General features: G+C 36.9%; 19 protein-coding genes, 5 tRNA genes, 4 other RNA genes and 1 pseudogene. 26 read left to right on the forward strand and 3 right to left on the reverse strand.

Annotated features, from left to right (window positions below; all coding sequences use genetic code 11):
* Positions 1–355, forward strand: a pseudogene (locus tag AAHB15_RS28350) (hypothetical protein); the annotation flags it as partial.
* 85 nt (positions 356–440) lie between these two features.
* Here AAHB15_RS28350 and AAHB15_RS28355 read toward each other — a convergent pair.
* Positions 441–923 carry a hypothetical protein gene (locus AAHB15_RS28355; protein WP_144566941.1) on the reverse strand — a complete coding sequence of 161 codons (483 nt, stop codon included), beginning with the start codon at positions 921–923 and terminating at the stop codon, positions 441–443.
* Positions 924–1,098: 175 nt separating this feature from the next.
* Complete coding sequence (gene bacA / locus AAHB15_RS28360) at positions 1,099–1,896, reverse strand: undecaprenyl-diphosphate phosphatase (RefSeq protein WP_251568491.1); 798 nt, start codon at positions 1,894–1,896, stop codon at positions 1,099–1,101.
* Between the two features lie 295 nt (positions 1,897–2,191).
* Between bacA and AAHB15_RS28365 the strand changes: the two genes are divergently transcribed.
* The 6 genes from AAHB15_RS28365 (at position 2,192) to AAHB15_RS28390 (ending at position 5,447) form a co-directional block, all read left to right on the forward strand.
* A tRNA-Ser gene (locus AAHB15_RS28365) sits at positions 2,192–2,282 on the forward strand.
* A gap of 9 nt (positions 2,283–2,291) precedes the next feature.
* Positions 2,292–2,654: a transfer-messenger RNA gene (gene ssrA, locus AAHB15_RS28370) on the forward strand.
* 15 nt (positions 2,655–2,669) lie between these two features.
* A tRNA-Asn gene (locus AAHB15_RS28375) sits at positions 2,670–2,741 on the forward strand.
* Positions 2,741–2,825, forward strand: an RNA gene (gene ffs, locus AAHB15_RS28380) — signal recognition particle sRNA small type. The genes AAHB15_RS28375 and ffs (AAHB15_RS28380) overlap by 1 nt, the downstream gene beginning before the upstream one ends.
* A 528-nt stretch (positions 2,826–3,353) precedes the next feature.
* Entirely contained in the window at positions 3,354–4,592 is a 1,239-nt protein-coding gene (gene sstT / locus AAHB15_RS28385) for a serine/threonine transporter SstT (RefSeq protein ID WP_335575829.1), read from the forward strand.
* 345 nt (positions 4,593–4,937) lie between these two features.
* Positions 4,938–5,447 carry a hypothetical protein gene (locus tag AAHB15_RS28390; protein WP_342043794.1) on the forward strand — a complete coding sequence of 170 codons (510 nt, stop codon included), beginning with the start codon at positions 4,938–4,940 and terminating at the stop codon, positions 5,445–5,447.
* 8 nt (positions 5,448–5,455) lie between these two features.
* On the opposite strand, the gene AAHB15_RS28395 is transcribed toward AAHB15_RS28390, so the two are convergent.
* Positions 5,456–6,214: a DUF3891 family protein gene (locus AAHB15_RS28395; protein WP_335575827.1), complete on the reverse strand. Its 759-nt coding sequence runs from the start codon at positions 6,212–6,214 to the stop codon at positions 5,456–5,458.
* Positions 6,215–6,764: 550 nt separating this feature from the next.
* Here AAHB15_RS28395 and AAHB15_RS28400 point away from each other — a divergent pair.
* From AAHB15_RS28400 to AAHB15_RS28490, 19 genes are all read left to right on the forward strand, one after another.
* Positions 6,765–6,855: transfer RNA gene (locus AAHB15_RS28400), tRNA-Ser, on the forward strand.
* Positions 6,856–6,864: 9 nt separating this feature from the next.
* Positions 6,865–7,227: a transfer-messenger RNA gene (gene ssrA / locus AAHB15_RS28405) on the forward strand.
* A 224-nt stretch (positions 7,228–7,451) separates the two neighbouring features.
* Positions 7,452–7,527 (forward strand) — tRNA-Thr (locus AAHB15_RS28410).
* 36 nt (positions 7,528–7,563) lie between these two features.
* Positions 7,564–7,635, forward strand: a tRNA-Asn gene (locus tag AAHB15_RS28415).
* Positions 7,635–7,719, forward strand: an RNA gene (gene ffs, locus AAHB15_RS28420) — signal recognition particle sRNA small type. Before AAHB15_RS28415 ends, ffs (AAHB15_RS28420) begins: the two co-directional genes overlap by 1 nt.
* Positions 7,720–7,848: 129 nt before the next feature.
* Complete coding sequence (locus tag AAHB15_RS28425) at positions 7,849–8,067, forward strand: hypothetical protein (RefSeq protein WP_335575889.1); 219 nt, start codon at positions 7,849–7,851, stop codon at positions 8,065–8,067.
* 283 nt (positions 8,068–8,350) lie between these two features.
* On the forward strand, positions 8,351–8,623 hold the full coding sequence (locus tag AAHB15_RS28430; protein WP_335575890.1) for a hypothetical protein: 273 nt from the start codon (positions 8,351–8,353) through the stop codon (positions 8,621–8,623).
* A gap of 453 nt (positions 8,624–9,076) precedes the next feature.
* Complete coding sequence (locus AAHB15_RS28435) at positions 9,077–10,345, forward strand: ABC transporter substrate-binding protein (RefSeq protein WP_335575451.1); 1,269 nt, start codon at positions 9,077–9,079, stop codon at positions 10,343–10,345.
* 71 nt (positions 10,346–10,416) lie between these two features.
* A complete protein-coding gene (locus AAHB15_RS28440; protein WP_335575452.1) occupies positions 10,417–11,358 on the forward strand; it encodes a carbohydrate ABC transporter permease in 942 nt (313 codons plus the stop codon).
* Complete coding sequence (locus AAHB15_RS28445) at positions 11,358–12,188, forward strand: carbohydrate ABC transporter permease (RefSeq protein WP_335575453.1); 831 nt, start codon at positions 11,358–11,360, stop codon at positions 12,186–12,188. The genes AAHB15_RS28440 and AAHB15_RS28445 overlap by 1 nt, the downstream gene beginning before the upstream one ends.
* A gap of 34 nt (positions 12,189–12,222) precedes the next feature.
* A complete protein-coding gene (locus AAHB15_RS28450) occupies positions 12,223–13,119 on the forward strand; it encodes an AraC family transcriptional regulator (RefSeq protein WP_342043795.1) in 897 nt (298 codons plus the stop codon).
* Between the two features lie 114 nt (positions 13,120–13,233).
* Complete coding sequence (gene melA / locus AAHB15_RS28455) at positions 13,234–14,739, forward strand: alpha-glucosidase/alpha-galactosidase (RefSeq protein ID WP_335575455.1); 1,506 nt, start codon at positions 13,234–13,236, stop codon at positions 14,737–14,739.
* 534 nt (positions 14,740–15,273) lie between these two features.
* Positions 15,274–17,067 carry a sensor histidine kinase gene (locus tag AAHB15_RS28460; RefSeq protein ID WP_342043796.1) on the forward strand — a complete coding sequence of 598 codons (1,794 nt, stop codon included), beginning with the start codon at positions 15,274–15,276 and terminating at the stop codon, positions 17,065–17,067.
* A gap of 23 nt (positions 17,068–17,090) precedes the next feature.
* The gene (locus AAHB15_RS28465) at positions 17,091–18,281 is read left to right on the forward strand and encodes a response regulator (protein ID WP_335575457.1); all 1,191 of its coding nucleotides are present in this window, start codon (positions 17,091–17,093) and stop codon (positions 18,279–18,281) included.
* Between the two features lie 47 nt (positions 18,282–18,328).
* A complete protein-coding gene (locus AAHB15_RS28470) occupies positions 18,329–19,624 on the forward strand; it encodes an ABC transporter substrate-binding protein (RefSeq protein WP_335575458.1) in 1,296 nt (431 codons plus the stop codon).
* 200 nt (positions 19,625–19,824) lie between these two features.
* Positions 19,825–21,309: a glycoside hydrolase family 68 protein gene (locus AAHB15_RS28475; RefSeq protein ID WP_335575459.1), complete on the forward strand. Its 1,485-nt coding sequence runs from the start codon at positions 19,825–19,827 to the stop codon at positions 21,307–21,309.
* A gap of 240 nt (positions 21,310–21,549) precedes the next feature.
* Positions 21,550–22,920 carry a glycosyltransferase family 2 protein gene (locus AAHB15_RS28480; protein WP_335575193.1) on the forward strand — a complete coding sequence of 457 codons (1,371 nt, stop codon included), beginning with the start codon at positions 21,550–21,552 and terminating at the stop codon, positions 22,918–22,920.
* A 263-nt stretch (positions 22,921–23,183) separates the two neighbouring features.
* A complete protein-coding gene (locus tag AAHB15_RS28485; RefSeq protein ID WP_335574680.1) occupies positions 23,184–24,737 on the forward strand; it encodes a glycoside hydrolase family 32 protein in 1,554 nt (517 codons plus the stop codon).
* 426 nt (positions 24,738–25,163) lie between these two features.
* A complete protein-coding gene (locus AAHB15_RS28490; RefSeq protein WP_342043797.1) occupies positions 25,164–26,279 on the forward strand; it encodes a mechanosensitive ion channel family protein in 1,116 nt (371 codons plus the stop codon).
* The last annotated feature ends 56 nt before the right edge of the window (positions 26,280–26,335 follow it).

Here is a 26,335-nt window from a genome sequence, read left to right on the forward strand (position 1 = left end):
AAGAATCAATCGTGGAGGTCCTGACATGGTTGAGGGGATACTCATTGAGGTAAAAGACGATTTTGTATATATCATCACTAATAATGAAGTCGTGCGCATTACCATTTTCCACATTAAAAATGTGAGTTATGGACCAAAAATTGAAAAGGCTAAAACCGAAGATCATAAGTCACAAGAACCTAAATCACTACAAACTGAATCACTACAACATGAATCACCTCAAAGATTAAACGATGAGAGTAAAAATAAACACAATAAGACCAATGTGGTAGGTAGGCAAAATTTTGATGAGGATTTAACTGTTCTGTTGTCCTCAATGGAGAAGTTTTTACGAAATTATTCTAAAGGCATCTAACGTTAAGTTTTTAAATTCCTCACGTATCGGGTCCGCAGAGTAGTCCTATAATTTAATTAATGAGGTGTAGACCAAAACGGTTATATTAATATTTAAAGTCGCTACTCACTGTGGACCTTTTTTCTAATTTGACAATCCATTTATAATATCCTAACAATATCATGAGAAGAATTGGGTTTATGACTAACGAATGCCATAACGACCACCAGCCGTAATGAAAATACCCCCATGGTGCCGGAAGTAACGCGATCACCTCATAAAGTAATAAAACAATCTCCCATCCAGTGATATATAGGATTTTTTTCATAAACGTCTTTTTATAAGGAAAGTAATTTAAAAAAACAATATTTACTGGTGGCACTAGAAAAAGTGCAAGAGCTGCCTGCCAATCAATATTTTTTGTGAAATACCAATACCCATGGTATTTAAAATCAACAAAAACATCAAAGACGGTTTGAAATGCAATTGTAAATACCCAAATATGGTGCATAAGGTTTAGAGAAATCCTCTTTTTAATTTTTAGGGCTATTAGATTAAAAATAACTGATGCGATGATAAGACCAACCATAAAAGCACCCTTCTACACAGTATTATGTATGAGTCATTTTAACCAATATATATTATAAAAAGACCTATTAACATGCAAAAGGTCTCGATTTTAGTTACAATAATATAAAAAAGCCTGAAACCATTGGTTTGGCTTCAAGCTTTCTTAATCCAATTGAACTTTATACATTCACACCTTAAAGTATCACAAATATGATGAATAGAGCGGCCAACACAATTCGGTAGTACGCAAAAACAGTTAAACCGATTTTTTCTATCAATTTAAGGAACACGATTGCAACTAACATTGCTACAATGAAAGCAGTGATAAATCCGATTGAGAACATTGGAATGTCGCTAGTATGTAAAAAATCTATACTTTTAATGAAATCCAAGCCTGTGGCTCCCACCATTATAGGAAGAGCAATCAAAAAGGAAAACTCAGCTGCCGTTTTATGATTTGCACCAGCTAGTAACCCACCTGACATAGTTGATCCTGCACGTGAAAAACCTGGGATTACAGCTAAACATTGAAATAATCCAATGGTGAAAGCTTGTTTATAACTTAATTCATCCACTGTGTTAGATGTAAAATTTCGATGTTTTTTTTCTGCAAATATCATTAATACGGCACCAGCTATAAGGCTGACTACTACTACCTTGGGTGAAAAAAGTTGACTTTTTATGAAGTCATGTAGAATTAATCCTACTAATGCAGCAGGTATAACCCCCAATATAATGTGAATGACGTCTAATTTCTTTTCTGATTTTCCAATTGTGCTGAAATTTAAAAGTGACAGGTATCTTTTCCAATATAATACTAAGATGGCTAGCATCGAACCAAGCTGGATGATTACTTCAAAGGTATTTGCCTTTTGTCCTTCAAAGCCCAATAAGCTGCCTACTAAAATCATGTGACCTGTAGAGGAAATAGGCAAAAATTCAGTTAACCCTTCTACAATTCCCAAAATAAACGCTATGATATGTTCGTTCATGTTTTTCCTTCTTCCCTTAATTATTTGTTATTTACTTGCATTTATCTATTTTTTTGACAAAAAAATCTATTTTCTGTCTAAGGAAGTATAGTATTAGATGCGTAATATTTCAAGTTTTAAAAAATAAATTTACGATAGATTAACATTCATCAAAGCAGCTTTTTCTTTTCTAAGGGGGATGCTATTTCATTTGGGTCTTTTGGACTACCAAAATTTACAGCTTTCTTCGAAATTGTAGAGATGGTATATTTCTCTTGTAAGGTTCTTAACCGAACTTACACGATGGTTTTACTACAGAGAAGTACTCAAGAGGCTGAAGAGGCGCCCCTGCTAAGGGTGTAGGTCGGGTAACCGGCGCGAGGGTTCAAATCCCTTCTTCTCTGCCATTATATTATGGGAATGTCTTGGTATCGACAGGGATAGTTTGAGCTTATATTGCGAGTCGAGGGATTCGGCCTCGTTAAAACGATAAAGCCTAATAACTGGCAAACAAAACAACAACTTCGCTTTCGCTGCCTAATAACAGACGATAGCGGTTCCTCCCTCCATCGTCCATGTGGTAGGGTAAGGGACTCACTTTAAGTGGACTACGCCGAAATCCACCGTCTGAGGATGACGGAAGAGAATAACCAGACTAGCTGCTTCCATGCCTGTCAGTAGGCTAAAGAAGTAAGTGAAATTAATTATACTGACTACACTCGTAGATGTATAAGTGGCAATATCTTTGCACACGGGTTCAACTCCCGTCATTTCCACTCATAACTTACCATTTTTCCGCAGTAGCTCAGTGGTAGAGCTATCGGCTGTTAACCGATCGGTCGTAGGTTCGAGTCCTACCTGCGGAGTCATAACTCAGCAAGGACACTAGGAACAGGTCAGGGCGGGAACGCAGCAGCCATAACTAGTAAAATTGTGTGGGTTATTACATAGGACAAAAAGAAAGAAGCGCAGAACTCACAGTGAGTTTTGCGCTTTTTCGTTTTTATTCCACGTTTATCTGGTTGTGTTGTTTTGTATTTTTGTTAATATATCCTAAAATTTATTAATATCGTTTCGGGTCTTGTTAATAACCAATCAATTCAATTTTTTTTGTTAAAAAAGCACCCACTTTCGTTAATATATTTTAACTCTCACTACAGTTCGAATGGATTATTAAATCAAATTCAGAATTCCCGAACGTTCGTATTTTACTATTTGTATTTTTAAAGGATATAATTGTTATCTAAAAGAAAGTAACGATATTATTGTAATGTACATAAAAATTCCTTATAATGATATTTGTTAATAATTTTATAAAAACAACAGAATCCGAACATTATTATCTTTTTTTAACTTATTGTTCAGATTTAAATTTCCTCTAGTAAGCAAATGCTAGTGGAATAGGCCGATCTATTTAATTAAATTGGCGTTGTTGGACTGATGAAATTTCATCTATTACTTGTCTAGGGGGACTAACTATGAAAAATCTACTCAAAAAATGGAATCAAATCAGTCTGGTCAAGCAGATCATTATAGGTTTGGTTATCGGAATTATTCTAGCAGCAACAATTCCAGAAACAGCCAAACCCGTGGTCATCTTGGGTTCATTATTTGTAGGTGCGTTAAAAGCTATCGCACCTGTATTGGTCTTGTTCTTGGTTATGTCGGCCATTGCGCAACACAAAAAAGGGCGCCAAACGAATATGAAATCTATTATCATCCTATACCTTTTAGGAACCTTTTTAGCCGGATTAATGGCTGTTATTGTTAGCTTTATTTTTCCTGTCAGTATATCCCTTTCAAAAAGTGCAGAGGACGTAACGGCGCCCGGCGGTGTGGTAGAAGTTCTCAAGTCCTTATTGTTGAACGTAGTCGATAACCCTGTTAAAGCAATCTATAATGCCAACTATATCGGTATTTTAGCATGGGCCATCATTCTTGGAATGGCATTAAAAAATGCTTCTGACACAACTAAGACGTTGATATCTAACTTCTCAGATGCTGTATCCAAAATGGTTACTTGGGTGATCAAGTTCGCGCCATTTGGTATTATGGGGCTAGTAATCGATTCGATTACTACGAATGGAATCGACTCTCTGCTAAGCTATGGGAAATTACTAGCAGTATTAATTGGATGCATGCTCTTTGTTGCTTTTGTTATCAATCCAATCATTGTGTTCGTAAATATCCGTCAGAACCCATACCCACTTGTTTTTAAGTGTTTAAAAGAAAGTGCAATTACGGCATTCTTTACACGGAGTTCAGCTGCAAACATTCCTGTAAATATGAGATTGTGTGAAGACCTACGTTTAGATAAAGATTCCTATTCTGTATCGATTCCGTTAGGTGCTACGATTAATATGGCTGGGGCAGCAGTAACCATTTCTGTTTTAACACTTGCAGCCGTGCATACATTGGGCATCCATGTGGACATCCCTACAGCATTCATCCTCAGTGTATTATCCGCTGTTTGTGCTTGTGGCGCATCTGGGGTTGCTGGTGGATCACTCTTATTGATTCCTCTAGCCTGCAGCTTATTTGGAATTCCATCTGATGTTGCGATGCAAGTGGTAGGAGTGGGCTTTATCATCGGTGTATTACAAGATTCGTTTGAAACGGCACTTAACTCTTCTACAGACGTCCTTTTTACAGCGACTGCTGAATTTAAGAAGTGGCGTAAAGAAGGAAAAACAATTAATATTCAAAAAGCCTCATAATAGATGAAAAAGCAGTGTGTTTGAAGTGCATCCCAAAAGTTAGAGTGAAAATCTAACTTTTGGGGTGTTTTTTTATGGCTAAATATTAGTGAAGAATTTAAATTAATTCTAGTAAAAGAATATCAAGAAGGGAAATTGGATTATAAACAACTGGAATCCGAATATTACAATTGCAAAAAGAATGGCAGTGAAAAAATATGTTTTGGTATAAATATAACTAATATAATCGATGACAAATTGCGTCCTAAAAAGGAAAATATCATTTGAGATCGATTAAATTGGTAAAAACACATTCACCACACATAAAAATCTAAACAGGTGCAAACAAATATGGAGAAAGGATGTGTGAGATTTTTGGATTTTAGAAAAATATTTCTACTAACAAATATGTTTTTATCCTGGATGACGGCATTATTTATAGGAAGAAATGCCATTAAAAAATACTTAATAGCCTCCGTTATTCTAACAAAACTTGTAGAAATTCAATTTTCTTACGCAAGGAAGAAAAAGTGGTGGTGGTTTTATAAGACCCCTACCTTCGATGGGATGTACCCTAACCATTGGGGACCCTATCTAATGGGTTCGATGTGGATTTTAAAATTTACGTTTGGAAAATTCCCTTTATTTTTATTGGTGAATGCAATCGTAGACTTTCTTTATGCTTTCCCTGGTGTTTGGTTATATAAAAAATTAAAAATTGCCCACTTGAAAAGGATCAATAGGCTTCAATTCTTTTTATTTATGATGGTTAATGCTATGAATCTGTATATGGTTCAGTTTGTAGTTGTTAAAGTATCAAAGTGTTTCTCAACTAAAAATCTTGGAAAGTTTCAACCTAAATTTAAAAAGCATTAAGTTATATTTTAAATAAACGTTACTGTTCTTATTGAAGAGGGAGTATCGGTATATGCCTTTACTAATCCTTTTACCTTTATATCTTCTTTTTTTACTTCTTTTAATACTAATTGAACCTTGAACTCTTTCTTAAGAGGGGATAAAGAAAGCGAAACAGTTACTTGATTGGTCCATTGTGCATGAATAGGTTGATTGTTTGCGAAAGGGAATAATTGCGGGAATCCGTTACGAAAGAAGGGATGCTCATCCAATTTTTTTACCCCTGGTTTATTTAAGCAAATATAAAGGGAAAGGTTATCACAAAAACGTAAAATATTAAGATGATCCTTTAAATTTTTATCCTTTTCATCTATAGCCAACTCTTTTAAAAGATAGTGCTTCCTATTGATTTCTTGTTTAAAAAATTGCTGTCCAATTGGATTGGGTTCTTTGTCGAAAAAAGAGGCGAAGTGTATACTACATAGAAGACCGGCATACTTATTCATTTTTTCTACTTCATCTATTCCTGTTTTGTAGTGAGTGGTCTTTTCTTCTATCGGGAAGTCTACAAAAGAGTAAGGTATTTGCTGTTGGTCGTTCCATAATGGGGCGGCATCTAAATCAATCCATCCACGATCATGTTCATAAGCTGCAAGAACCACCTCTTCTTTTCTGTCTATCCCATAAAAAAAGTCATCGTTCCAATTTTGTGCGATTTCACCTGATATTTTTGCATGGTCATGTTGTGAAATCATGATAAATTTTTGTTTGTACTCACATATAATCATCTTTTATATCCCTTCTATTTATATTAGTTATTATTGAACCCGAGAGGCAGAAAAAACAGCTTATTAGGTCACAATAAAAGTTATTTGTTCCCAAAAGGCAGTAAACCATTCCTTAAAAGGTTATATATAGAAACTATTTATGCCCAAGAGGTGATCAAAAAAGGTTAAAACGTCATAAATAAATTTTTTTAGACCGAGAGGAAAAAATGCATTGGAAAGTCTCAATTCAAAATAATTGTGCTAAGAGACAGTAAGATGGCCTTATTGATAAATAAACCATTTTTATTCTCTATTAATAATACCTTTAGTAATATTCTATATGGGTAGTTGTTCGATTTCGTTACATTGAAACAAATTTTGAATGAACAATTAAGCGTTAATGCAAAATATTATGAGTAACCGGGATTAAACAGATGTAACCATTCAATAGCATTAAAGATTTAATAGGTCTTTAGACCTACCAAAATTTACAGCTTTCATCCATTTGGAAGACATGATATATTTCTCTTGTAAGTTCTTAACGGAACTTCACGAAAGAGTTTTTTATTACAGAGAAGTACTCAAGAGGCTGAAGAGGCGCCCCTGCTAAGGGTGTAGGTCGGGTAACCGGCGCGAGGGTTCAAATCCCTTCTTCTCTGCCATAATACAATGGGAATGTCTTGGTATCGACAGGGATAGTTTGAGCTTATATTGCGAGTCGAGGGATTCGGCCTCGTTAAAACGATAAAGCCTAATAACTGGCAAACAAAACAACAACTTCGCTTTCGCTGCCTAATAACAGACGATAGCGGTTCCTCCCTCCATCGTCCATGTGGTAGGGTAAGGGACTCACATATAGCGGACTACGCCGAATTCCACCGTCTGAGGATGAAGGAAGAGAATAACCAGACTAGCTGCTTCCATGCCTGTCAGTAGGCTAAAGAAGTAAGTGAAAATAATTATACTGACTACACTCGTAGAGATATAAGTGGCAATATCTTTGCACACGGGTTCAACTCCCGTCATTTCCACTTAAAAATTTTTTAAAAAATACTTGAATAAGATTCATCTCATGAGTATAATATAAGCATGACGTGATGATAGATATGCCGGTTTAGCTCAATTGGTAGAGCACGAACGAATAAGCTTCCTGATTGGTCTACAACATACTGACCGAGCAGCTTCTTGCTTAAGCTTTCTGAGGTCAGGATGACGTTAACTATCCAGCGTGTACAACTTAATATTATCTCATTTATATGCCGGTTTAGCTCAATTGGTAGAGCAACTGACTTGTAATCAGTAGGTTGGGGGTTCAAGTCCTCTAGCCGGCACCAGAGTTTTTTTGCGATAGCAACATAACTCACCATTATTCCGCAGTAGCTCAGTGGTAGAGCTATCGGCTGTTAACCGATCGGTCGTAGGTTCGAGTCCTACCTGCGGAGTCATAGTCCAACAAGGACACTAGGAACAGGTCAGGGCGGGAACGCAGCAGCCATAACTAGTGAAATTGTGTGGGCTATTACATAGGTCGAAACAAAAAACGCTAAACTCTTTTTATTCGAGTTTAGCGTTTTTCTTTTTACATATAGCATGGAAAATGATTCAATATAAATAAGAAACTGAAGTTTATGATGTAATTAGAAGGAGTTGTTAAAATGAAAAACGATAAAGATGTAATCTCATTTGCTGCCAATAAAAAATGGCATTCAATACCAGAAGAAACACGAAGAATGCTCGAACAAAACGTTTGGTGTAGTTCTTGTGGGGATGTAGTGACAATTGAAAAATATATTGTTGAAGATTCGCCTTCAGGAATCGTATTGCGTGGAAAATGTAAGAAATGTGGACATGAGGTAGCAAGGGTGATTGATTAGTATTCCATACATCCATAATAACTCCTGATCATAGCAAAATATCCTAATAAAACTCGCTCTTTCGATTGATTTAACTAAAACAAAAAAACGTCATTTGCGGTTCAAATAACTAATCAGCCTCCCTATAATTCATTGGGAGGCTTTTTCAATAATCGACTAATTTGGTATGTAAAACGTTGAATGGAAATATAGCCATTTTTTTGACTTGAAATGACTCTAAAAATGTGATTTTATAGATAGGTAAAATAACAAAATACGCTTTTAATATGGAGGAGCGAGAAGGATGAAGTTTCCTAAAAATATAATACTAGATTCTGTTGCTGAACGTAAAAGTCATCAAAGTTACGGACTTGAATTTGTTCAGGAACTTGGGAACGATGATGCTGGATATTCGGAGATGGTAGTCATTATCTTCAAATACAAAGATAAATTTTACAGTGTTGATATCCAACATGTAAATGGAGAAAACAATTATGACCATTGGGATGATGAAGTTGATTGTCCAGAAGTAGTTAGGAAAGAAGCTATCCATTATTATTGGGAAGAAGTGAAATAAAAAATCGAGTTCAATTGATTCCTTAAGGTGTAGGTTAGTTCAAGAATTGATCGCTACTTATTATTGTTAATTATGTCTAATTTAAATAGATTAGTAACCACCATGATCCGCTTTGATGGAAACAGCTCATTTTTTTGTGCTGTTTTTTCTTTTGATCAAATTCATCATATATTACTTCTTTTAAAAAGTTAGGATTTTATAAATAGATGGATAAAGGAAGTTAGGATTCTGTATTGAAGCTACCTTTTATTCACACGTATAATAACAAGTAGATTTAACATTATAAATATTCTAACAATGGTTAGGTGGTGAAATTTGAATCTACATAAACGGGTTCAGAACTATTAATTTTGAAAACGATTACAATTCTATTTGTCTTGAAAAAACAAATGTTTCTAGATCTCAATTAATTTATGGTCGGAAAGAGGATGCCACTAAAGGGGAGAGGATCGAATGAAGCAGGGTGTCATGAAAGTAGTTAGTATTTTAGTCGTTTTTGCATTGTTTTTATCGCTAGCCGCTTGCAGCACGAAGTCTAGTTCAAGTGCAGACGGAAAGATTACATTAAAGGTCCTTGATTGGAATACAACCAATAAGAAAGAAGCTCAAAAAGCGATGGTAGAGGCAGTTAAAAATGAGCTTCCAAACGTCACTCTTCAATTTGAAAACATCAATTGGGACAAGGATTTCAACTCCGTTATGCAAACAAGAATTGCCGGAAAGCAGCTTCCAGATATTATCCTCATTAAAGGAGGAGATCATCCCAAGTATGCTCAGTTTTTAATGGATTTAACAAATGAACCGTTTATGAAGGAGTTTCCGGATGATGTCCGTAAAGCCTTAAAAGTGAATGGTAAAGATTATGCTGTACCATACACGGCCAACTTCCAAGGGGTTTTTTACAACAAACAAATCTTTGAAGACAATCATATCGAAATTCCAAAAACATGGACAGAATTAATGAATGTTGCCAAAACCCTAAAAGATAAAGGAATCACTCCTTTTACCTCTCACTTTAAAGACTATCAAATGGGTAATTCGGCGAACCAGTTTGCTACTTTAGAAGTATTTTCTAAGTATCCAGAGTGGGGATCCGATTTACAAAAAGGAAAAGTCTCTTTCGCTAATTCACCAGAGTATAAGACAACCTTCCAACACTTTAAGGATCTCTATGAAAACACTGAAAAAGATCCATTTGGAGTAGATTTTACCGGAGCTGCTGATATGTTTGCCAACGGAAAAACAGCCATGTGGATTATCGGAACATGGGCTCCTGCACAAATCTTCAAGAATAATCCTGACTTTAAGCTCGGTTTCTTCCCAACACCTGCCGTTGATGCAGAGAATACTAAACTGATTATGCAAACTGATTATACCTGGTCTGCGAGCAAAGCAACGGAACATCCAAAAGAAGTGAAAAATGTTTTGGAAATCCTCGCATCCGATAAAAATCTTGCAAAAGAGTACATTAATCAAGTTCAAACCCAGAGTTTGCTTACGGATGTTGTCCCAGATGTACAAAGTAATTACGTAAATGATATTAATACCTCTAAAAATGCTGGTGTTATCGATGCTAATATCGGTAACGTGCAAATTCCATGGCCGTACCAACAACAATATACCACTTATATTGCTGAATGGCTATTAGGTAAAAAGACATTGGAGGAAGCACTGAAAGCAACCGATGATTTTAAATCAAAGGTTAAGTTCCAAACCAACTAGTGGATTGTAAGGTGGAAAAGGGAATAGAGTCCCTTTTCCATTCATTAAAATAAGTCTTCGGAGGTGTTCTCGTGAATATCAGTCAAGGAGATCCACAGCCACAAATAATCTCGAACAAACAGATTCATACAGATCGGGCAGCCAAAAAAACACTTATTAAAAATAAGGGCTATTTCTTATTATTAATGCCGCCATTAATCGTTTTTATTATTGGGATGATTATCCCGTTATTCATGGGAATCTACAATTCTTTTACGGATTGGGACGGCATCAGTCTCACTAAGAATTGGGTGGGAATTTCCAACTATATAGAGATTTTTAAAGATGAAATTTTTTTGAAGGCTTTTAAATTCACATTCTTGTTTATGATATTTAATACGTTTATTCAAAATGTCTCTGCCCTGTTCCTTGCGGTGATCTTGGATAGCAGTATTAAAGCCAAAAACCTTTATCGGGTCATCATCTTTTCCCCGGTCTTGTTAAGTCCAATCCTAGTAGGACAAATTTGGACTAAAATGTATGGTGATATTTTACCAAGCCTAAATGATTTACTAGGAACCAATATATCATTTTCGTTATTCTCAAGTCCTGATACAGTGTTGAGTGGATTATTAATTGCGAATAACTGGCAATGGATTGGCTATTGGATGTTAATTTATTTAGCCGGCCTTCAAGCGATACCAAAAGAATTGTACGAAGCTTCCACAGTGGATGGAGGAACTTGGTGGCAAAAATTCTATCATATTACCATACCTATGTTAGGGCCGTCCATCACCATTTGTACGATTGGTATTGCAACAGGCAGTTTGAAAGTATTTGAGTTAATTGTCGCATCCACTAATGGCGGACCTGGAGACGCTTCGCAATCACTCATTATGTATATTTTTAACAGTGCCTTTACATCGCAAAGAGCGAGCTATGCCTCCGCAATGTCGGTAATTTTCTTGATTGTCTTATTGATCTTTGCTTTTATTCAATTGAAAGTATTAAGAAAAAGAGAGGTGGAATTATAATGGTACGTAAATACCGTTTAGGTTCCATTCTTTTACAAGTATTGATTACCATTGTTGCAATTGCTTACTTAATTCCCTCGTTAATCGTTTTTCTATATGCCTTAAAATCTCAACAAGAAACGTCTAAATCTTTTCCACTTTCATTACCAAACCATATCGAATGGACCAATTTCTCAAAGGCATTAGAAGTATTAAACTTTTGGCAAAGCCTTGGAAATACAGCCCTTCTAACGGTTTTTTCTGTTGTCCTGATTATCCTCTTAAGCAGCATGGCTGCTTATGCCATTGCCAGGGGAGCAACGAAGTTCTTTAATTCCACCTATGTCTTTTTTATTGCGGGGATTTTAATTCCGTACCAGGTCATATTTGTTCCAATGTTTACATTAGGGAGCAATCTAGGCTTTATTAATAATTTTGTCGGTGTTATTTTTCTCTATGTAGCTACGAATCTTCCATTTGCTGTCTTTGTGACAACCGGATTTATGAAGACGATTCCAAAAGAGGTAGAGGAAGCGGCGGCTATCGATGGATGTTCCGTGCTTCGAACCTTTTGGTTAATTGTTATGCCGATGTTAAAACCAGTAGCGGCCGCCTTAACGATCATTTTATCCTTACAAATCTGGAATGATTACCTGATGCCGCTTCTGTTTTTATCGGAAAACAACATGAAGACCTTAACCGTTATGCAATCGCAACTATTTTCTGCCTTCAGCACCGACTTTAATACTGGCTTTGCTGGAATTATCTTGTCTTCCCTGCCGATTTTATTATTGTTTATTTTTATGCAAAAGCATTTTGTAAAAGGAATTACAATGGGCGCTGGCAAATAATTGTATAAAAGGGTGTTCGAAAGAGGAGGCCGAAATGAAAACAAGCAGTCTATACGAGAGTGCGTTGACAAGAGGGGAGTATCTTCCGGAAGTTGTGGCCTACTATTTTAAACAGTGGGATAACTATTCCATGCCATTTCATGCCCATAATCAGGTGGAAATTATGTATGTCATTGAGGGCCATTGCTGTGTCGAAACCGAGGGAGAGTCCCTATTCATAAAAAAAGGGGATTTCATTATTATTGATGCCGAAGTTCCCCATCGCCTGTTAGTAGAGAATGGCAGCCCATGCCGGATGCTGAATATTGAATTTCGCTTTCAGGAACGAAAAGGATTTTTTCCATCAATCAAAGATTTTGCAGAGGAAGACCAGGCCTTTGCCCATCTATTGAAGATGAATACCCCTTATATTCTCTTAAAGGATCCTAATGAGGTTTATTTTGTCTTAAAAAACCTTGTACTGGAAATGGATGAAAGGGGCAAGGAGAATTTACTAATGGTTCATCTACTCTCCCAGCTTCTAATTCGAATTGGGAGGCTAGCCGTTGAAGCAAAGGCCAATGAACCGCAGCAGCAATCAAATATTTATATCAAAAAGGTGATTGCTTATCTTCACGAAAATTATGATTGTGAGATCCAGATGAAAGATATTGCCGCAGATGTGAATCTTCATCAAGGCTATCTACATAGAATTTTTAAAAATCATACTGGCTTAACGGTGATGGAATATCTTACCTCCGTCAGAATGGAAAAAGCCAAAATGCTATTGGCCCAAACGGAAATCCCACTCATTGAAATTTCCGATTATATTGGGATTAATAGCAGGCAATATTTCAGTTCCCTTTTTAAGAAATACACCCTGCAGACGCCTGTAGAATATCGAAAAGCGGCGATGCGCCGTAAGGAATTTGCCTCCTGGGAGAGAGTGTAGGAGGAGTGAGGATTTTATAAATTTGCAAAACAAGTAAGTTACTATTTTGATAACATTTACACGTATCAGCCTGTTAAAATTTCTATAAATCTAGTATTGAAGGAGAGTTGCCACGTGTCATTTAAAGTAGCCTTTATTGGAGCAGGAAGTATTGGTTTTACAAGAGGATTATTACGGGATTTACTTGCTGTCCCTGAATTTAATCAGATAGAAGTGGCTTTCACCGATATTAATCCGCAAAATTTGCAAATGGTGACGGAGCTTTGCCAGCGTGATATTAATGAGAATGGTCTTGATATCCAAATTCAATCCACCTTAAATCGGCGTGAGGCCCTGCGAGATGCAAAGTATATTTTTTCCGTGGTAAGAATTGGCGGTCTTGAGGCGTTTCAAATAGATGTTGATATTCCGTTAAAGTATGGGATTGACCAATGTGTGGGAGATACGCTTTGTGCTGGCGGTATCATGTATGGTCAGCGGGGCATTGCTGAAATGTTGAATATTTGTAAAGATATCCGGGAAGTGGCGGAGCCGGATTGCTTGCTGTTGAACTATGCAAATCCGATGGCGATGATGACGTGGGCTTGTAATAAATATGGTGGGGTTCGAACGATTGGTCTTTGCCATGGTGTCCAGCATGGACACAAACAAATTGCTGATGTCCTTGGGTTAACGAAGGAGGAGGTCGATATTGTTTGTGCCGGTATCAACCACCAAACCTGGTATGTTCAAGTGAGAAATAATGGCGAGGATATGACCGGAAAGTTATTGGAAGGTTTTGAAAAACATCCGGAATATAGTCAAACCGAAAAAGTCCGCATCGATATGCTCAGGCGTTTCGGCTATTACAGCACTGAATCCAATGGTCATTTAAGTGAATATTTACCATGGTACCGGAAACGTCCAGAAGAAATTAACGAATGGATTGACCTGGGAAGCTGGATTAACGGTGAAACGGGAGGTTATTTAAGAATTTGTACCGAGAGCAGAAACTGGTTCGAGACGGACTTTCCGAATTGGATGAAAGATCCTGCCCTAGAATATAAACAAGAAAATCGAAGTGAAGAACACGGTTCTTTTATTGTTGAAGGATTAGAAACGGGTAGAGTGTATCGTGGCCATTTCAATGTCGTTAATAATGGAGTCATCTCAAATCTTCCTGATGATGCAGTTATTGAAGCTCCTGGATATGTAGATGGAAATGGGATTAGCATTCCAAGAGTGGGTAACTTGCCAATCGGTTGTGCAGCTGTATGTAATGTGAGTATTTCCGTACAACGACTTGCGGTGGAGGCTGCCGTGAGCGGGGAAGATTTGCTGTTGCGTCAAGCGATGATGATGGATCCATTAGTAGGTGCAGTTTGTAACCCGAAGGAAATTTGGCAACTAACGGATGAGATGCTTGTGGCACAAGAGAAATGGCTGCCACAATATAAAGAGGCGATTGAAATAGCAAAGGAGAGATTGGCATCAGGAAATCTGATTCCGACGAAACAAAATCAAGGTGCAGCCAGGCTTCGTGTAAAAACGGTCGAGGAAATGGCTCAAGATAGGGTGACTGCTAACCAGGTAGCTGGTGAATCCGACAAAGCGAAGGTACGTCCTACCGCTGTTAAGTAAGTTTGACAGTTTTTTGGCAAGAGTATGGAACAGGGAATCCTGTTCATTCTCTTGCCTTTGTTTATCTTTGAGAGTTATGGAGAGTAGTGTTGTGCCGGATTTGGAGGAAGAGGGCTTCGAGCGTGATGGGTATTATGTGGGATTCGAAAAGTATCATAATAGTAGGAAGCTCACTATTATGCTTATATAGTAATATTTACTTATTCAAACTGGAAATATGGCATAAGACGTGTGAATTGGCATACGTCTATTTTTGTTAATCTTGTATTACAAAAATTAATCTTATCTACCTATCTTTTGAAACTATTACCCATCCACTAGTTCCTAAGTTTCATTTTGCTCATTTCTGGTAACGTTTTCATTTCCTGTGAAATCGTTGCCAAATCGCGTCCTAATAGGAAAAGGGACACTCTCTGTCTTCTTTTTCGCCCAATTATATCGTGTTGACGCCATAATTAAATAGAATTAGATTTAAATACAAGAGTAATAGGATATTATTAAAAAGGTTTTCATAAACCAAAGGGGCATCACAACATGAAAAGCATTCAAAGCCGCTTATTTCTAATGCTTCTTATTTTTATCATCCTCCCGTATTTTTTGACGGTTTTCTTTATTTATGGTTATACCAAGAAGCTAGTGGAACAGCATGAGCTCGAAGTCAGCCATAATCAAATGGAGAAAGCATCAAACGAGCTGGAGCAATACTTTGCTGATTTAGTCGGCCTCCCATATGTAACATACCGTAACCCTGATTTGTTCCGGATCTTTGAAGACGGGTTTCAAGATTCCATTTATTTCAACCCTATAGCAGTAAAAAACAGCATCGAAACGTTTTATCTCATGCGGGGCGAAATCCGGCAGATTCGTTTTTATATTGATAAAAGTAAAGAATCATTTACTGTTTATAATGCCATGGTCAGTACCCGTAAATCTCAGCCGGATCTAGTGAAGGAGGATTCAATTAAAAAGCTTTATCACTCCCATTCAAAGTATTTGATCGAGCCTCCTCATTCGATTGAGAATTATAATGACGCGGCTATTGTTCCTCAATCAGATAACACGATAGTGTTAACGATTCACCATAAAGTAATGGACGTACTTTCAAACAAATTTCTGGGAGTCATTACGCTTGACATTGATTTGAATGCTTATGCCCACCTATGTAACAGTCTTGTACAGAATGATGAGGAATCCGTATTACTTGTAGATACGGAGAACCGAGTCATGTACGCCAGTAACCGAGACCTTATTGGAAAACCGGTTCCATCCAACTTGTTAAAGTCTATAAATAATTCGGGTGTGAAAAAGGGCAAAGAGATTATCCTGTCCAAAACGTTGTCAGGTCCTTTGCGACAATGGAAGTTAGTTAAGATCACACCTGAACAAGTCTTATTTCACGATGTTAGGCAGACCGCCTATACCAACATCCTTGTAGGGATAGGGGTAGGATTATTGGGCCTAATCATGATCGGGATTATTTCTTATATGATTACTAGACCTATTAAGCTTCTCAGCAGAAAAGTGCAGAGCATTGAAGCCGGGAATATGGATGTTCCTTTTCATGACAAGGGACAAGATGAAATTGGGCACTTGGAAAAACATATAAAGGAAATGATGAATCGGATCAATCTTCATATTGCCCGCGAGTATAAGCTGGAAATTGAAAATAGAAACAATCAATTAAGGGCATTAAAGTCACAGGTCAATCCGCATTTCTTATTCAACGCCTTACAAACCATAGGTGCGATTGCACTAAGAACCAATTCTCCAAAGGTCTACGGATTGGTCACCTCCTTATCCAAAATGATGCGATACTCTATACGGGCCAATCAATGGGTCTTAGTCCGGGAGGAAGTGGATTATATAAAAACCTACTTGTCTCTACAAGTCGAGCGTTTTGGGAACGAACTGAACTATACGATCCATCTGAACGAAACGATTCTTGAAAGTACGATTCCAAGTATGACACTTCAGCCGCTAGTGGAAAACTTCTTTAAACACTGTTATGAAGAAGGTTTCTACGATGCTCAATTGGGCATCTATGGAGAAATACAAGGAGAAATACTCTACCTTGTAGTAGAAAATAATCGATCCAGTATGACACCTGAAGAATTGCAAACCCTGCGAAATAATATTTATACCAAACCAAGTGAAGGTTCCTATTCAATGGAGCATATTGGTCTAAAAAATATTCACGACCGTTTAGTCTTAAATTATGGGATAAAGGCTGGTTTAGAAATAGATACCAACCAAGGACAAGGTTTTATCGTTCGATTAACGATTCCAGTAGAATCAAAGTTTACCAGTAATGAACTCGAAATAATTTAATCTATAAATTAGCAGCAGGGAGGATGAATATTGGTATGAAAGCTCTCATTGTAGATGATGAATACAACGTCCGTTACGTCATACGCCAGTTGGGCCAGTGGGAGAAAAATGGTATTACAGACCTATTGGAAGCAAGAAACGGAGAAGAAGCAAAAAGAATCATACAGAAGGAAAAACCAGAGATCATTTTTACCGATGTAAAAATGCCTGGCATGAGCGGGATTGAAATGATTGAGTGGCTCGACAGCATTTCATATCCCGGCAAGGTCATCTTCATAACAGGATTTGACGATTATTCCTTTATGCGAAAAGCCATTAAGCATAACAGTTTCGATTATCTGCTAAAACCGATCGAGGCGGAACCTTTCAATTACACATTGGCAGAAGCGGTAAAATCATGGACAAATGAAGAGTTAGAACGTAAATATAAAGAAGATGGCGTGTATGACGATGTGAAAAGGCTCCGTATCAATCAAATGGTCACAGAGGCTTGCCTAGGGGAGTTTTTTGACCCTGCCGAGATTGCTTCCTCTCTGCCAACGGCTGACGAATTTGATCTTACCCTCATTTCTTTTTACCAAATGCATCATTCTGCCCCGTATATTCAACTGTTAGCTGAAGAGCTGGAACATCAGGAATGGGGAAATGCATTTGAACTTCAGAACGACCATAGTCTTTGTCTGGTGATTACCGTTAAAGGAGTCTGGCTATCTGTCGAAGAATGGATCAGCCAACAGTTTGATATTCCTGTTCGCCTTGTTAATGGTGCATCATTGAAGTCAATGGAGGGTCTTCCTATTTCCTATAATGTTTTACAAAAAGAGTTAGAAGATCAAAACTTCAGAGCGATTCACCGTTTGAACGATTTAGATAATGCCTGCCGAATGCGGAACATTGTTCATTATGTAGACACGTATTACATGGAAGAGCTGACGCTGGAAAAACTCTCTAGCCGATTTTTCTTAAGCCGTGAACATATATCCAGAAAGTTTAAACAAGAAACGGGCATGACCCTGTCTAAATACATGATGAAACTAAGGATTGATCAAGCAAAATCTAGGTTAAGAGAATCAGATGAAAGTATACTTTCTATTTCTCTCATGCTTGGATACCAGGATGAGAAATACTTCTCCAAACTATTCAAAAAAGTCATGGGTTTAACCCCTTTTGAATACCGAAACCATGTAAAAAAACATCAAACGGAGGGCTTCTGATACGTTGCCACTTATTCTAATTGACATCACATAAATGGAGGGTAGGAATGAAAAGGACTTTACGATTACACATGGTTTGTCTAGTCATCTTGAGTCTGTCTCTCTCAGCCTGTGGAACGACTAGTTTGAAAGAGCCGAAGCCAATAGAAGCTGAAACCCCCACACATAAGCTTACGCTGGATATTCGGAATCCAAAAGTGGAAATTTCCAAGCAATTTGAACAATTGGCAGTCGTTTATGAAAAGGAAAATCCAAATGTAGAAATAAAGATTCACACGGTTGGCGGTGCTGCAGATGACTTAAGTGATCTGAAGGCACAGATTTCTGCAGGCAATGGTCCTGATATTTTCACAAATACCGGGTATCAAAATGCAATCCTGTGGAAGAACTACTTGGAGGATCTTTCAGATCAGCCATGGATTAAAAATGCCTATCCAGTGGCTTTACAGCCAATGATATTGGATCATAAAATTTACGGAATGCCGCTAAACCTAGAGGGGTATGGTTTCATTTATAATAAGGATTTATTTAAAAAGGCAGGTATTGAATCTGTTCCTAAAACGTTGACTCAATTACAAGCAACAGCCAAACAATTGCAAAAAGCAGGTATAACTCCTTTCGCAACCGGTTATTACGAGGAGTGGAAACTGGGTGTTCATTTGTTGAATATTGCCTTTGCCCAGCAGGAAGAACCAACTGCTTTTATAAAAGCCCTTAATAACGGAACAGAAAAGATAACTAACAATCAAACATTTAAAGATACCATCCATCTGCTGGATGTTACATTAAAATATGGAAATGCAAATCCGCTCTCAACGGATTACAATATGGAAGTTAATTTATTTGCCACAGGAAAAGCAGCGATGATTCAGCAAGGCAACTGGGTGCAGCCCATGCTTGACCAGATCTCCCCAAATATGAATATCGGATTTCTGCCACTCTCCATTAACGATGAAAGGAAGAATGACGCCTTAGTGGTCAGTGTACCGAACTATTGGGTTGTCAACAAACAAACCACACCAGAGAAGAAGAAGGAAGCAAAGAAATTCTTAAACTGGATGGTTTCCTCTGAGCAGGGGAAAAGGTTTATGACCAATGAGTTCAAATTTATTCCTGCGTTTAAAAACATAAAAATGGACCATTTAGGACCGCTGGCTCATGATACACTCGCCTACTACCAAGCAGGGAAAACACTGGATTCCAATTGGCCGGACTTCCCGGTTGGTGTAAGAGAAGAGTTTGGACTGGCGATGCAGCTGTACGTAAGAAAACAGCTTTCTCGTCAGCAATTACTAGAAGAATTTCAAAAATCCTGGGATAAGGCCAAGTCCACTTTGAAATAAACTTTTCTGCCTCCGTTTGGGGGCTTTTTTGTTTTTATTTTATTACACCTGCAAGAGGTGCCAGCCCCTATATCAATTTAAGACGAAATTCTAATCAATTCATGCCATCCCCAATAAACTCGTCCTCCTCTATACTTTTAATTAATAAGAAACTTCACTAGCTTTCTTATCAAATTCATACATATCCAAGGAGGAAGAAGATGAACTTCAAAAGATTGACGAAAAAAGCAGCTGCCGTAACATTCAGTACAGCTATATTAGTAGGAGCGGGCGGACCGCAAATTTTTGCGCAGCAAATGACCAGTGGGGATTACAAAAAAGACTATGGTTTTGCCCATATTACACGCGCTGACATGCTAAAAATTCCAGGACAACAAAACAGCCCTCAATTTAAAGTGCCTCAATTCAATGCATCAGCAATCAAAAACATTGATTCGGCAAAAGGGTATGATAAGTCAGGGAACTTAATAGATTTAGATGTATGGGATAGCTGGCCACTGCAAAACGCTGATGGTACTGCGGCAAATTATCATGGATATCATATCGTTTTCGCTTTAGCAGGTGACCCAAAAAACAGTAATGATACTTCAATTTATTTATTCTATCAAAAAGTCGGTGATACATCGATCGACAGCTGGAAAAATGCTGGAAGAGTATTTAAAGATAGTGATAAATTTGTTCCAAATGACCCGTATCTTAAATATCAAACACAGGAGTGGTCAGGTTCTGCTACTTTAACCAAAGATGGCCAAGTCCGTTTATTCTATACAGATTACTCAGGTAATACTGAAGATGGTGGAACAGGTGCTGGTAACCAAATTATTTCAACTGCTCAAGTCAACTTATCCCAGCCGGATGCAGCTACACTTAAAGTCGATGGAGTATCTGATCACAAATCTGTCTTTGATGGCGGAGACGGTACAGTTTATCAAAATATTCAGCAATTTATCGATGAAGGCAAGTGGATTTCAGGTGATAACCATACTTTAAGAGACCCACACTATGTTGAAGATAAGGGCCATAAATATCTTGTCTTTGAAGCCAATACTGGAACAACAGATGGGTATCAAGGCGATCAGTCTTTCAATAATAAAGCTTACTATGGCGGAAGTGACGTCTTCTTCCAGAATGAAAAAAATAAACTGATACAAAGTCCTAAAAAACAAATTGCTTCTTTAGCGAATGGTGCATTAGGCATTGTTGAGTTGAACGATGACTATACAGTGAAAAGTGTTATGAAACCATTAATTGCATCAAATACAGTAACAGATGAAATCGAACGCGCCAATATATTTAAAATGAATAATAAATGGTATCTATTCACGGATTCAAGAGGATCCAAAATGACGATTGATGGAATTAACGACAAAGATGTTTATATGCTAGGGTTCGCAGCCGATTCCTTAAATGGTCCATTCAAACCGTTAAATGAAAATGGACTTGTATTGAACATGAATCTTGATCCTGCTGATCTCACATTTACTTACTCTCATTTTGCTGTACCGCAATCTGAAGGTAATAATGTGGTAATCACAAGTTATATGACGAATAGAGGCTTCTATCCAGACCATCATTCTACCTTTGCGCCAAGCTTTTTGCTTAATATTCAAGGAACAAAAACATCTGTTGTACCAAACAGCATCCTTGAGCAAGGTCAATTAACAGTTGGCGATAAAAACAAATAATTTTTGTACCGGATACTATATAAAGCAAATTCAGGCGAAAGAAAATGTCGATATTCTATCGACATTTTCTTTATATATTTACCAGCTAATTTATGAGTGAAGGAACGCATATTCGTATTCTTAAAGCAATTTTAATTGCTTTTTTTATTTTGTCACGAATCAATATGATTTTTTAAATACAATGAATTCGTTATCCGATCGCAACAAGATAAACCAAAAGTTAAAAAAGGGGAATAAAATTTGTATATAGTTTCGTTCATTTTATTTGTGTTATGTATACTATTTCCGTTGTTTCATACTTTCAATGCTTTAAAAGCTTCAAAGAAAACACCTAGTTATTTGAAAGTAACACCTGACAAAGAAGTTGGAATGAGTATTTTAATTCCTTGTTACAATGAAGCCTCCATTTTGTCTACCACCATTCAAGGAATGAAGCAATTTCATTATCATAACTATGAACTGATTTTCATCAACGATGGTTCTACTGATGAGACCATGAAATCATTAATCAGTGAGCTCGAATTAATTCCACAAGAATTAAAAAAGCCTGCTCACGCTTTAGACTTCATGCCCGTTCGACAAATTTATCTTTCTAGTCAATATAAGGATGTGTTAGTGATTGATAAAGAAAATGGTGGAAAAGCCGATAGCTTAAATGCAGGAATAACATATGCTACAAAAGACATTGTAATTACATTAGATGCAGATAGCGTTTTGGATGCAAAAGCCTTATCTATTTTAAATCAAGTTTTTGATGATTCCTCTGTGATTGCTGCTGGGGGGAATGTCCACATATTACAAGGACTTGAACAAACTCGAAATGGTTTTGTGCCATCACTTCGCAAGATGAAACAAATTGTGCGCTTTCAGATTTTAGAATACTTGCGAGGATTTTACATTTTAAAAGCGTCATTAGCCAAATCCAATGCCTTGTCGATTATTTCAGGAGCCTTCGGAGCCTTCAAACGAAATGTATTATTAGAGGTTGGCGGATATCGACAAACAATTGGAGAAGATATTGATGTCACATTAAAGGTGCAGCAATATGCCATGAAACATAAAGGAACGCGCGTTTTATTTGTACCTGAAGCAATTTGTTTTACCGAAGTTCCTGAGTCATGGAAAGATTTATACAATCAACGAATACGCTGGCAAAAAGCGTTCATGGATTGCTTCGTTTTGTATTTCATGACATTCATCAAGAGTATGGTTACCAATCGCATTTCCTTTTTCTTCTTAGTCGATTCTTTTTTAGTCGGTGTCGTCGCTTCGTATTTCACAGGATTTTTTCTTATTAGCTTAATAGTTTCTATCTCTGAAATCTCTTGGAAAGTGATTCAGTTTTATGTAATCGGATCACTTGTAGTGAATATGTTATATATTGTTATTAGCTTAATTATTTCGAATCAGTATGGGTTCGGATATTCAAAACGGAATTTATTCGCCATTATCAGTACGATTTTCTTAGATTTATTCATCTTCCGTTTTATCAATTTGTTTTATATCATGGTTGGAAGTGCAGCTTATTTTGTCAATAAAGAAGGGTGGAACAAAGTTGCTCGGACGGGGCGTGACTATTCCGTTGAGGAAGTGTACAAGCAAAGTGCTTAAGTAGTAAAGAAGGGTATTGAAAATGAGATCACTCAAAACCGTTTTAAAAATGATTACTGATTTACTTTGAATATGGAATAACATAATTTAGTTTTTAAACATCATTAATAAATACAGTAACTTTATGTACTGGTTTAAACATCTTTATCGATATGAACAAACTGTCAAAAAAGCATGATTTTTTTAAAATTAAAAGAATTTGTTTTCAAATCGCAACGAGATAAACAAAAATATAAAAATGAGGAATTTATTTGTTAATAAAAATAACGGAGAAGAAAGTATACAAATATTTAGTATTTTTCACTCTTTGTTTAAGCCTATTAGTATTCATCGGAATAATTATCGATCATACAGATAATAGGAGAAAAAAAGAAGTGACGCATTATCAGCCAACATATCGAGCAGCGTACCATTTTACAGTACCGGACAAATGGAAAAACGATCCTCAAAGGCCTATTTATTTTGATGGAAAGTATCATTACTATTATCTTTATAATCGGGATTATCCGAATGGAAATGGAACAGAATGGCGACATGCGACATCAAAGGATTTAGTACATTGGAAAGATGAAGAGGTGGCCATTCCAAAATTTACAAACAAAAACGGGGACGTATGGTCTGGATCAGTCGTTATTGACACAAAAAATACAGCAGGCTTTGGAAAAGGAGCCATAGTTGCAATTATGACACAGCCCTCTGCTGATGGAGGTAAGCAGGAACAATACCTATGGTATAGTACAAATAAAGGAAAAACTTTTACATCTTATAGTAATCAGCCTGTTCTACCTAATCCGGGTGCAAAAGATTTTCGAGACCCAAAAATTATCTGGGATCGTCAAGCGGAAAAATGGGTGATGGCTTTGGCGGAAGGAACGAAGATTGGTTTTTATGAATCCAAAAATCTGAAGAAATGGGACTATACTGGAGGTTTCTTAACGAAAAATATAGGTGTTGTAGAATGTCCTGATCTTTTTCAGATACGGGCAAATGACGGGATGTATAAGTGGGTACTGGGTACAAGTGCAAATGGAAAATCATCAGGTAAACCGAATACCTACGCATATTGGACTGGTACCTATAATGGAAAGGAATTTGTTGCAGATCACAGTGAACCCCAGTGGTTAGATTATGGCTTTGATTGGTATGGCGGGGTAACGTTTGACGATGGAAAAGCAAACGACAAATTTAAACGGCGATATGCTCTCGCATGGATGAATAACTGGGATTATGCCAATAACACTCCCACAACGGAAGAGGATTTTAACGGCATGGATTCAATTGTTCGTGAAATTGAACTAAAGCATGCGGGCAGTAACGAATATTATTTAACCTCAAAGCCCATCGAAGCGAACAATGATCTAATATATTCAAAAGATTATATAAAAAAATTGAATGTAAATGGCTCTGAAACTCTCAAAATTACAGGTGATACATATCAGCTGGAAACAGAGATCTCCTGGTCAGAGCTCAAAAATGTAGGGATTAGGCTTCGAGAATCAGCCGATAAAGACAGTCACGTAGACGTCGGTATTTTTGTTGAACAGGAATACTCCTATGTCAATCGAGCGTTTACAAGGCAGCCTGATAAAAGCAAGCAGTACGTGGAAAGCAAGGCTCCCTTCGATGTCAGTAAAAAGAAAGTTCACTTAAGGATTCTTGTTGATAAAACCAGTATTGAAGTCTTTGTGGATGACGGAAAGGTTGTTCATTCAAATTTAATCTTTCCTGATCCTGCCGATCGGAGTATCACCCTCTTTTCGGAAGGAGGAACAGCGGTATTTAAAAATATAATAGTTAAACATTTGAAGTTGCAATAGGACAAGGTACAGGAAATTAAAGCGCTAATTTTAGAACAATTTCATGGAAGCAACTTTTTAATAACATTTCATACATTAGGAGTCGATTCCTTCAAGATTATCTTGAACAGCCTTCAATTTAGGTAAAAATGAAAATTCCCCCATAAAAAACTACACTTCCAATTGTTGTATCTAACTAATGGGGTGCAGTTTTTTATGGGGGGTTTTTTAGTTAATTTTTTCTTAAATAATAAATTAATTTTCTAGCTCGCGCCTTTTTGTAGAGGATTTTTTCTTTAATCTGAGACTTTAGATGTATTCAAATTTTTTGTTAAAAAAGCTATCATATTTCGATGGAATGGTTTGAAGATCGGCTATCTTTCATCCATTTTCCAACAAATGTTGATTTAATAAAAGTATCGAAAAAAGAGGGAAGGTATTTCAAAGATGTCTTTAGGTTCATTTGTATTGGGTTTTTCAACAGCGGATATAGACTACGAAATGTTAAAAAACTTAGGGATTTCTATAGGGATTCTGCTGCTATTTATCCTTTTTAGAAATCTATTTACCAAATATGTGTTTCAGTTGATATTAAAATTGTCCAGGAAAACCCCAACTGATTTTTTTACACAAATCTGTTTAAGTTTTGAACGTCCTTTAGGATGGTTCTTTATTATTTTTGGTTTGTATATTGCAATGGATTATTTCCCTTTTATTGAACAACACAATGCGTTGTTTTTAAAGTTTTTGCGTTCAATGGTCATTGTATTAATTACATGGGGATTGTTTAATTTGTCTTCGCCTACCTCAGGGTTGTTAATCAGTTTTAATCAAAAACTCAACAATAAAATTGATTTAATACTTATTCCGTTTATTTCAAGAACCATCCGTGTGATCATCATCGCGATTAGTATCAGTATTATCGGGCAGGAGTTTAATTATGACGTAAATGGATTGGTGGCAGGTCTTGGGTTAGGGGGACTTGCATTTGCCTTAGCTGCCAAAGAAGCGGTAGGGAACCTTATTGGCGGGGTTGTCATTGTAACCGAAAAACCATTTTCCATTGGTGATTGGATCTTAACCCCTAGTGTTGAGGGGATCGTCGAAGATATTAATTTTAGAAGCACGAAAGTTCGTACGTTTAGCCAAGCTCTAGTTACTGTTCCTAATGCTACACTTGCAAATGAGGCAATTACAAACTGGAGCCGTATGGGGAAAAGGAAGATCGATTTTCATTTAGGACTTAACTATCAAACGACAAAAGAAGAAATTGAAAGAGTAGTAAGCCGGATTGAAAAATTATTGAGGACACATGAAGAAATTCATCCGGATACGATTATGGTCGCATTTGATCATTATAATGAAAGCAGTCTCGATATCCTTGTCTATTTTTTCACGAATTCTACTGTTTGGGCAGAGCACGTTAAAATCAAACATGAAATCAATTTAGCGATCATGGGGATTTTAGAGGAAGAGGGAGTAGAAGTTGCTTTTCCTAGCCGAACCATTTACGTATCTCCACAGACAAATGAATTATTCCAAACAATGGGTTCTTTCGATTGAAAATTGATCGTTGAGCGAACAAGTGCAAAAGAAATAGGCTGTCGATGACAGCCTAT

Source organism: Bacillus sp. OTU2372 (genome assembly GCF_038440275.1).
Lineage (GTDB): Bacteria > Bacillota > Bacilli > Bacillales > Cytobacillaceae > Neobacillus > Neobacillus bataviensis_B.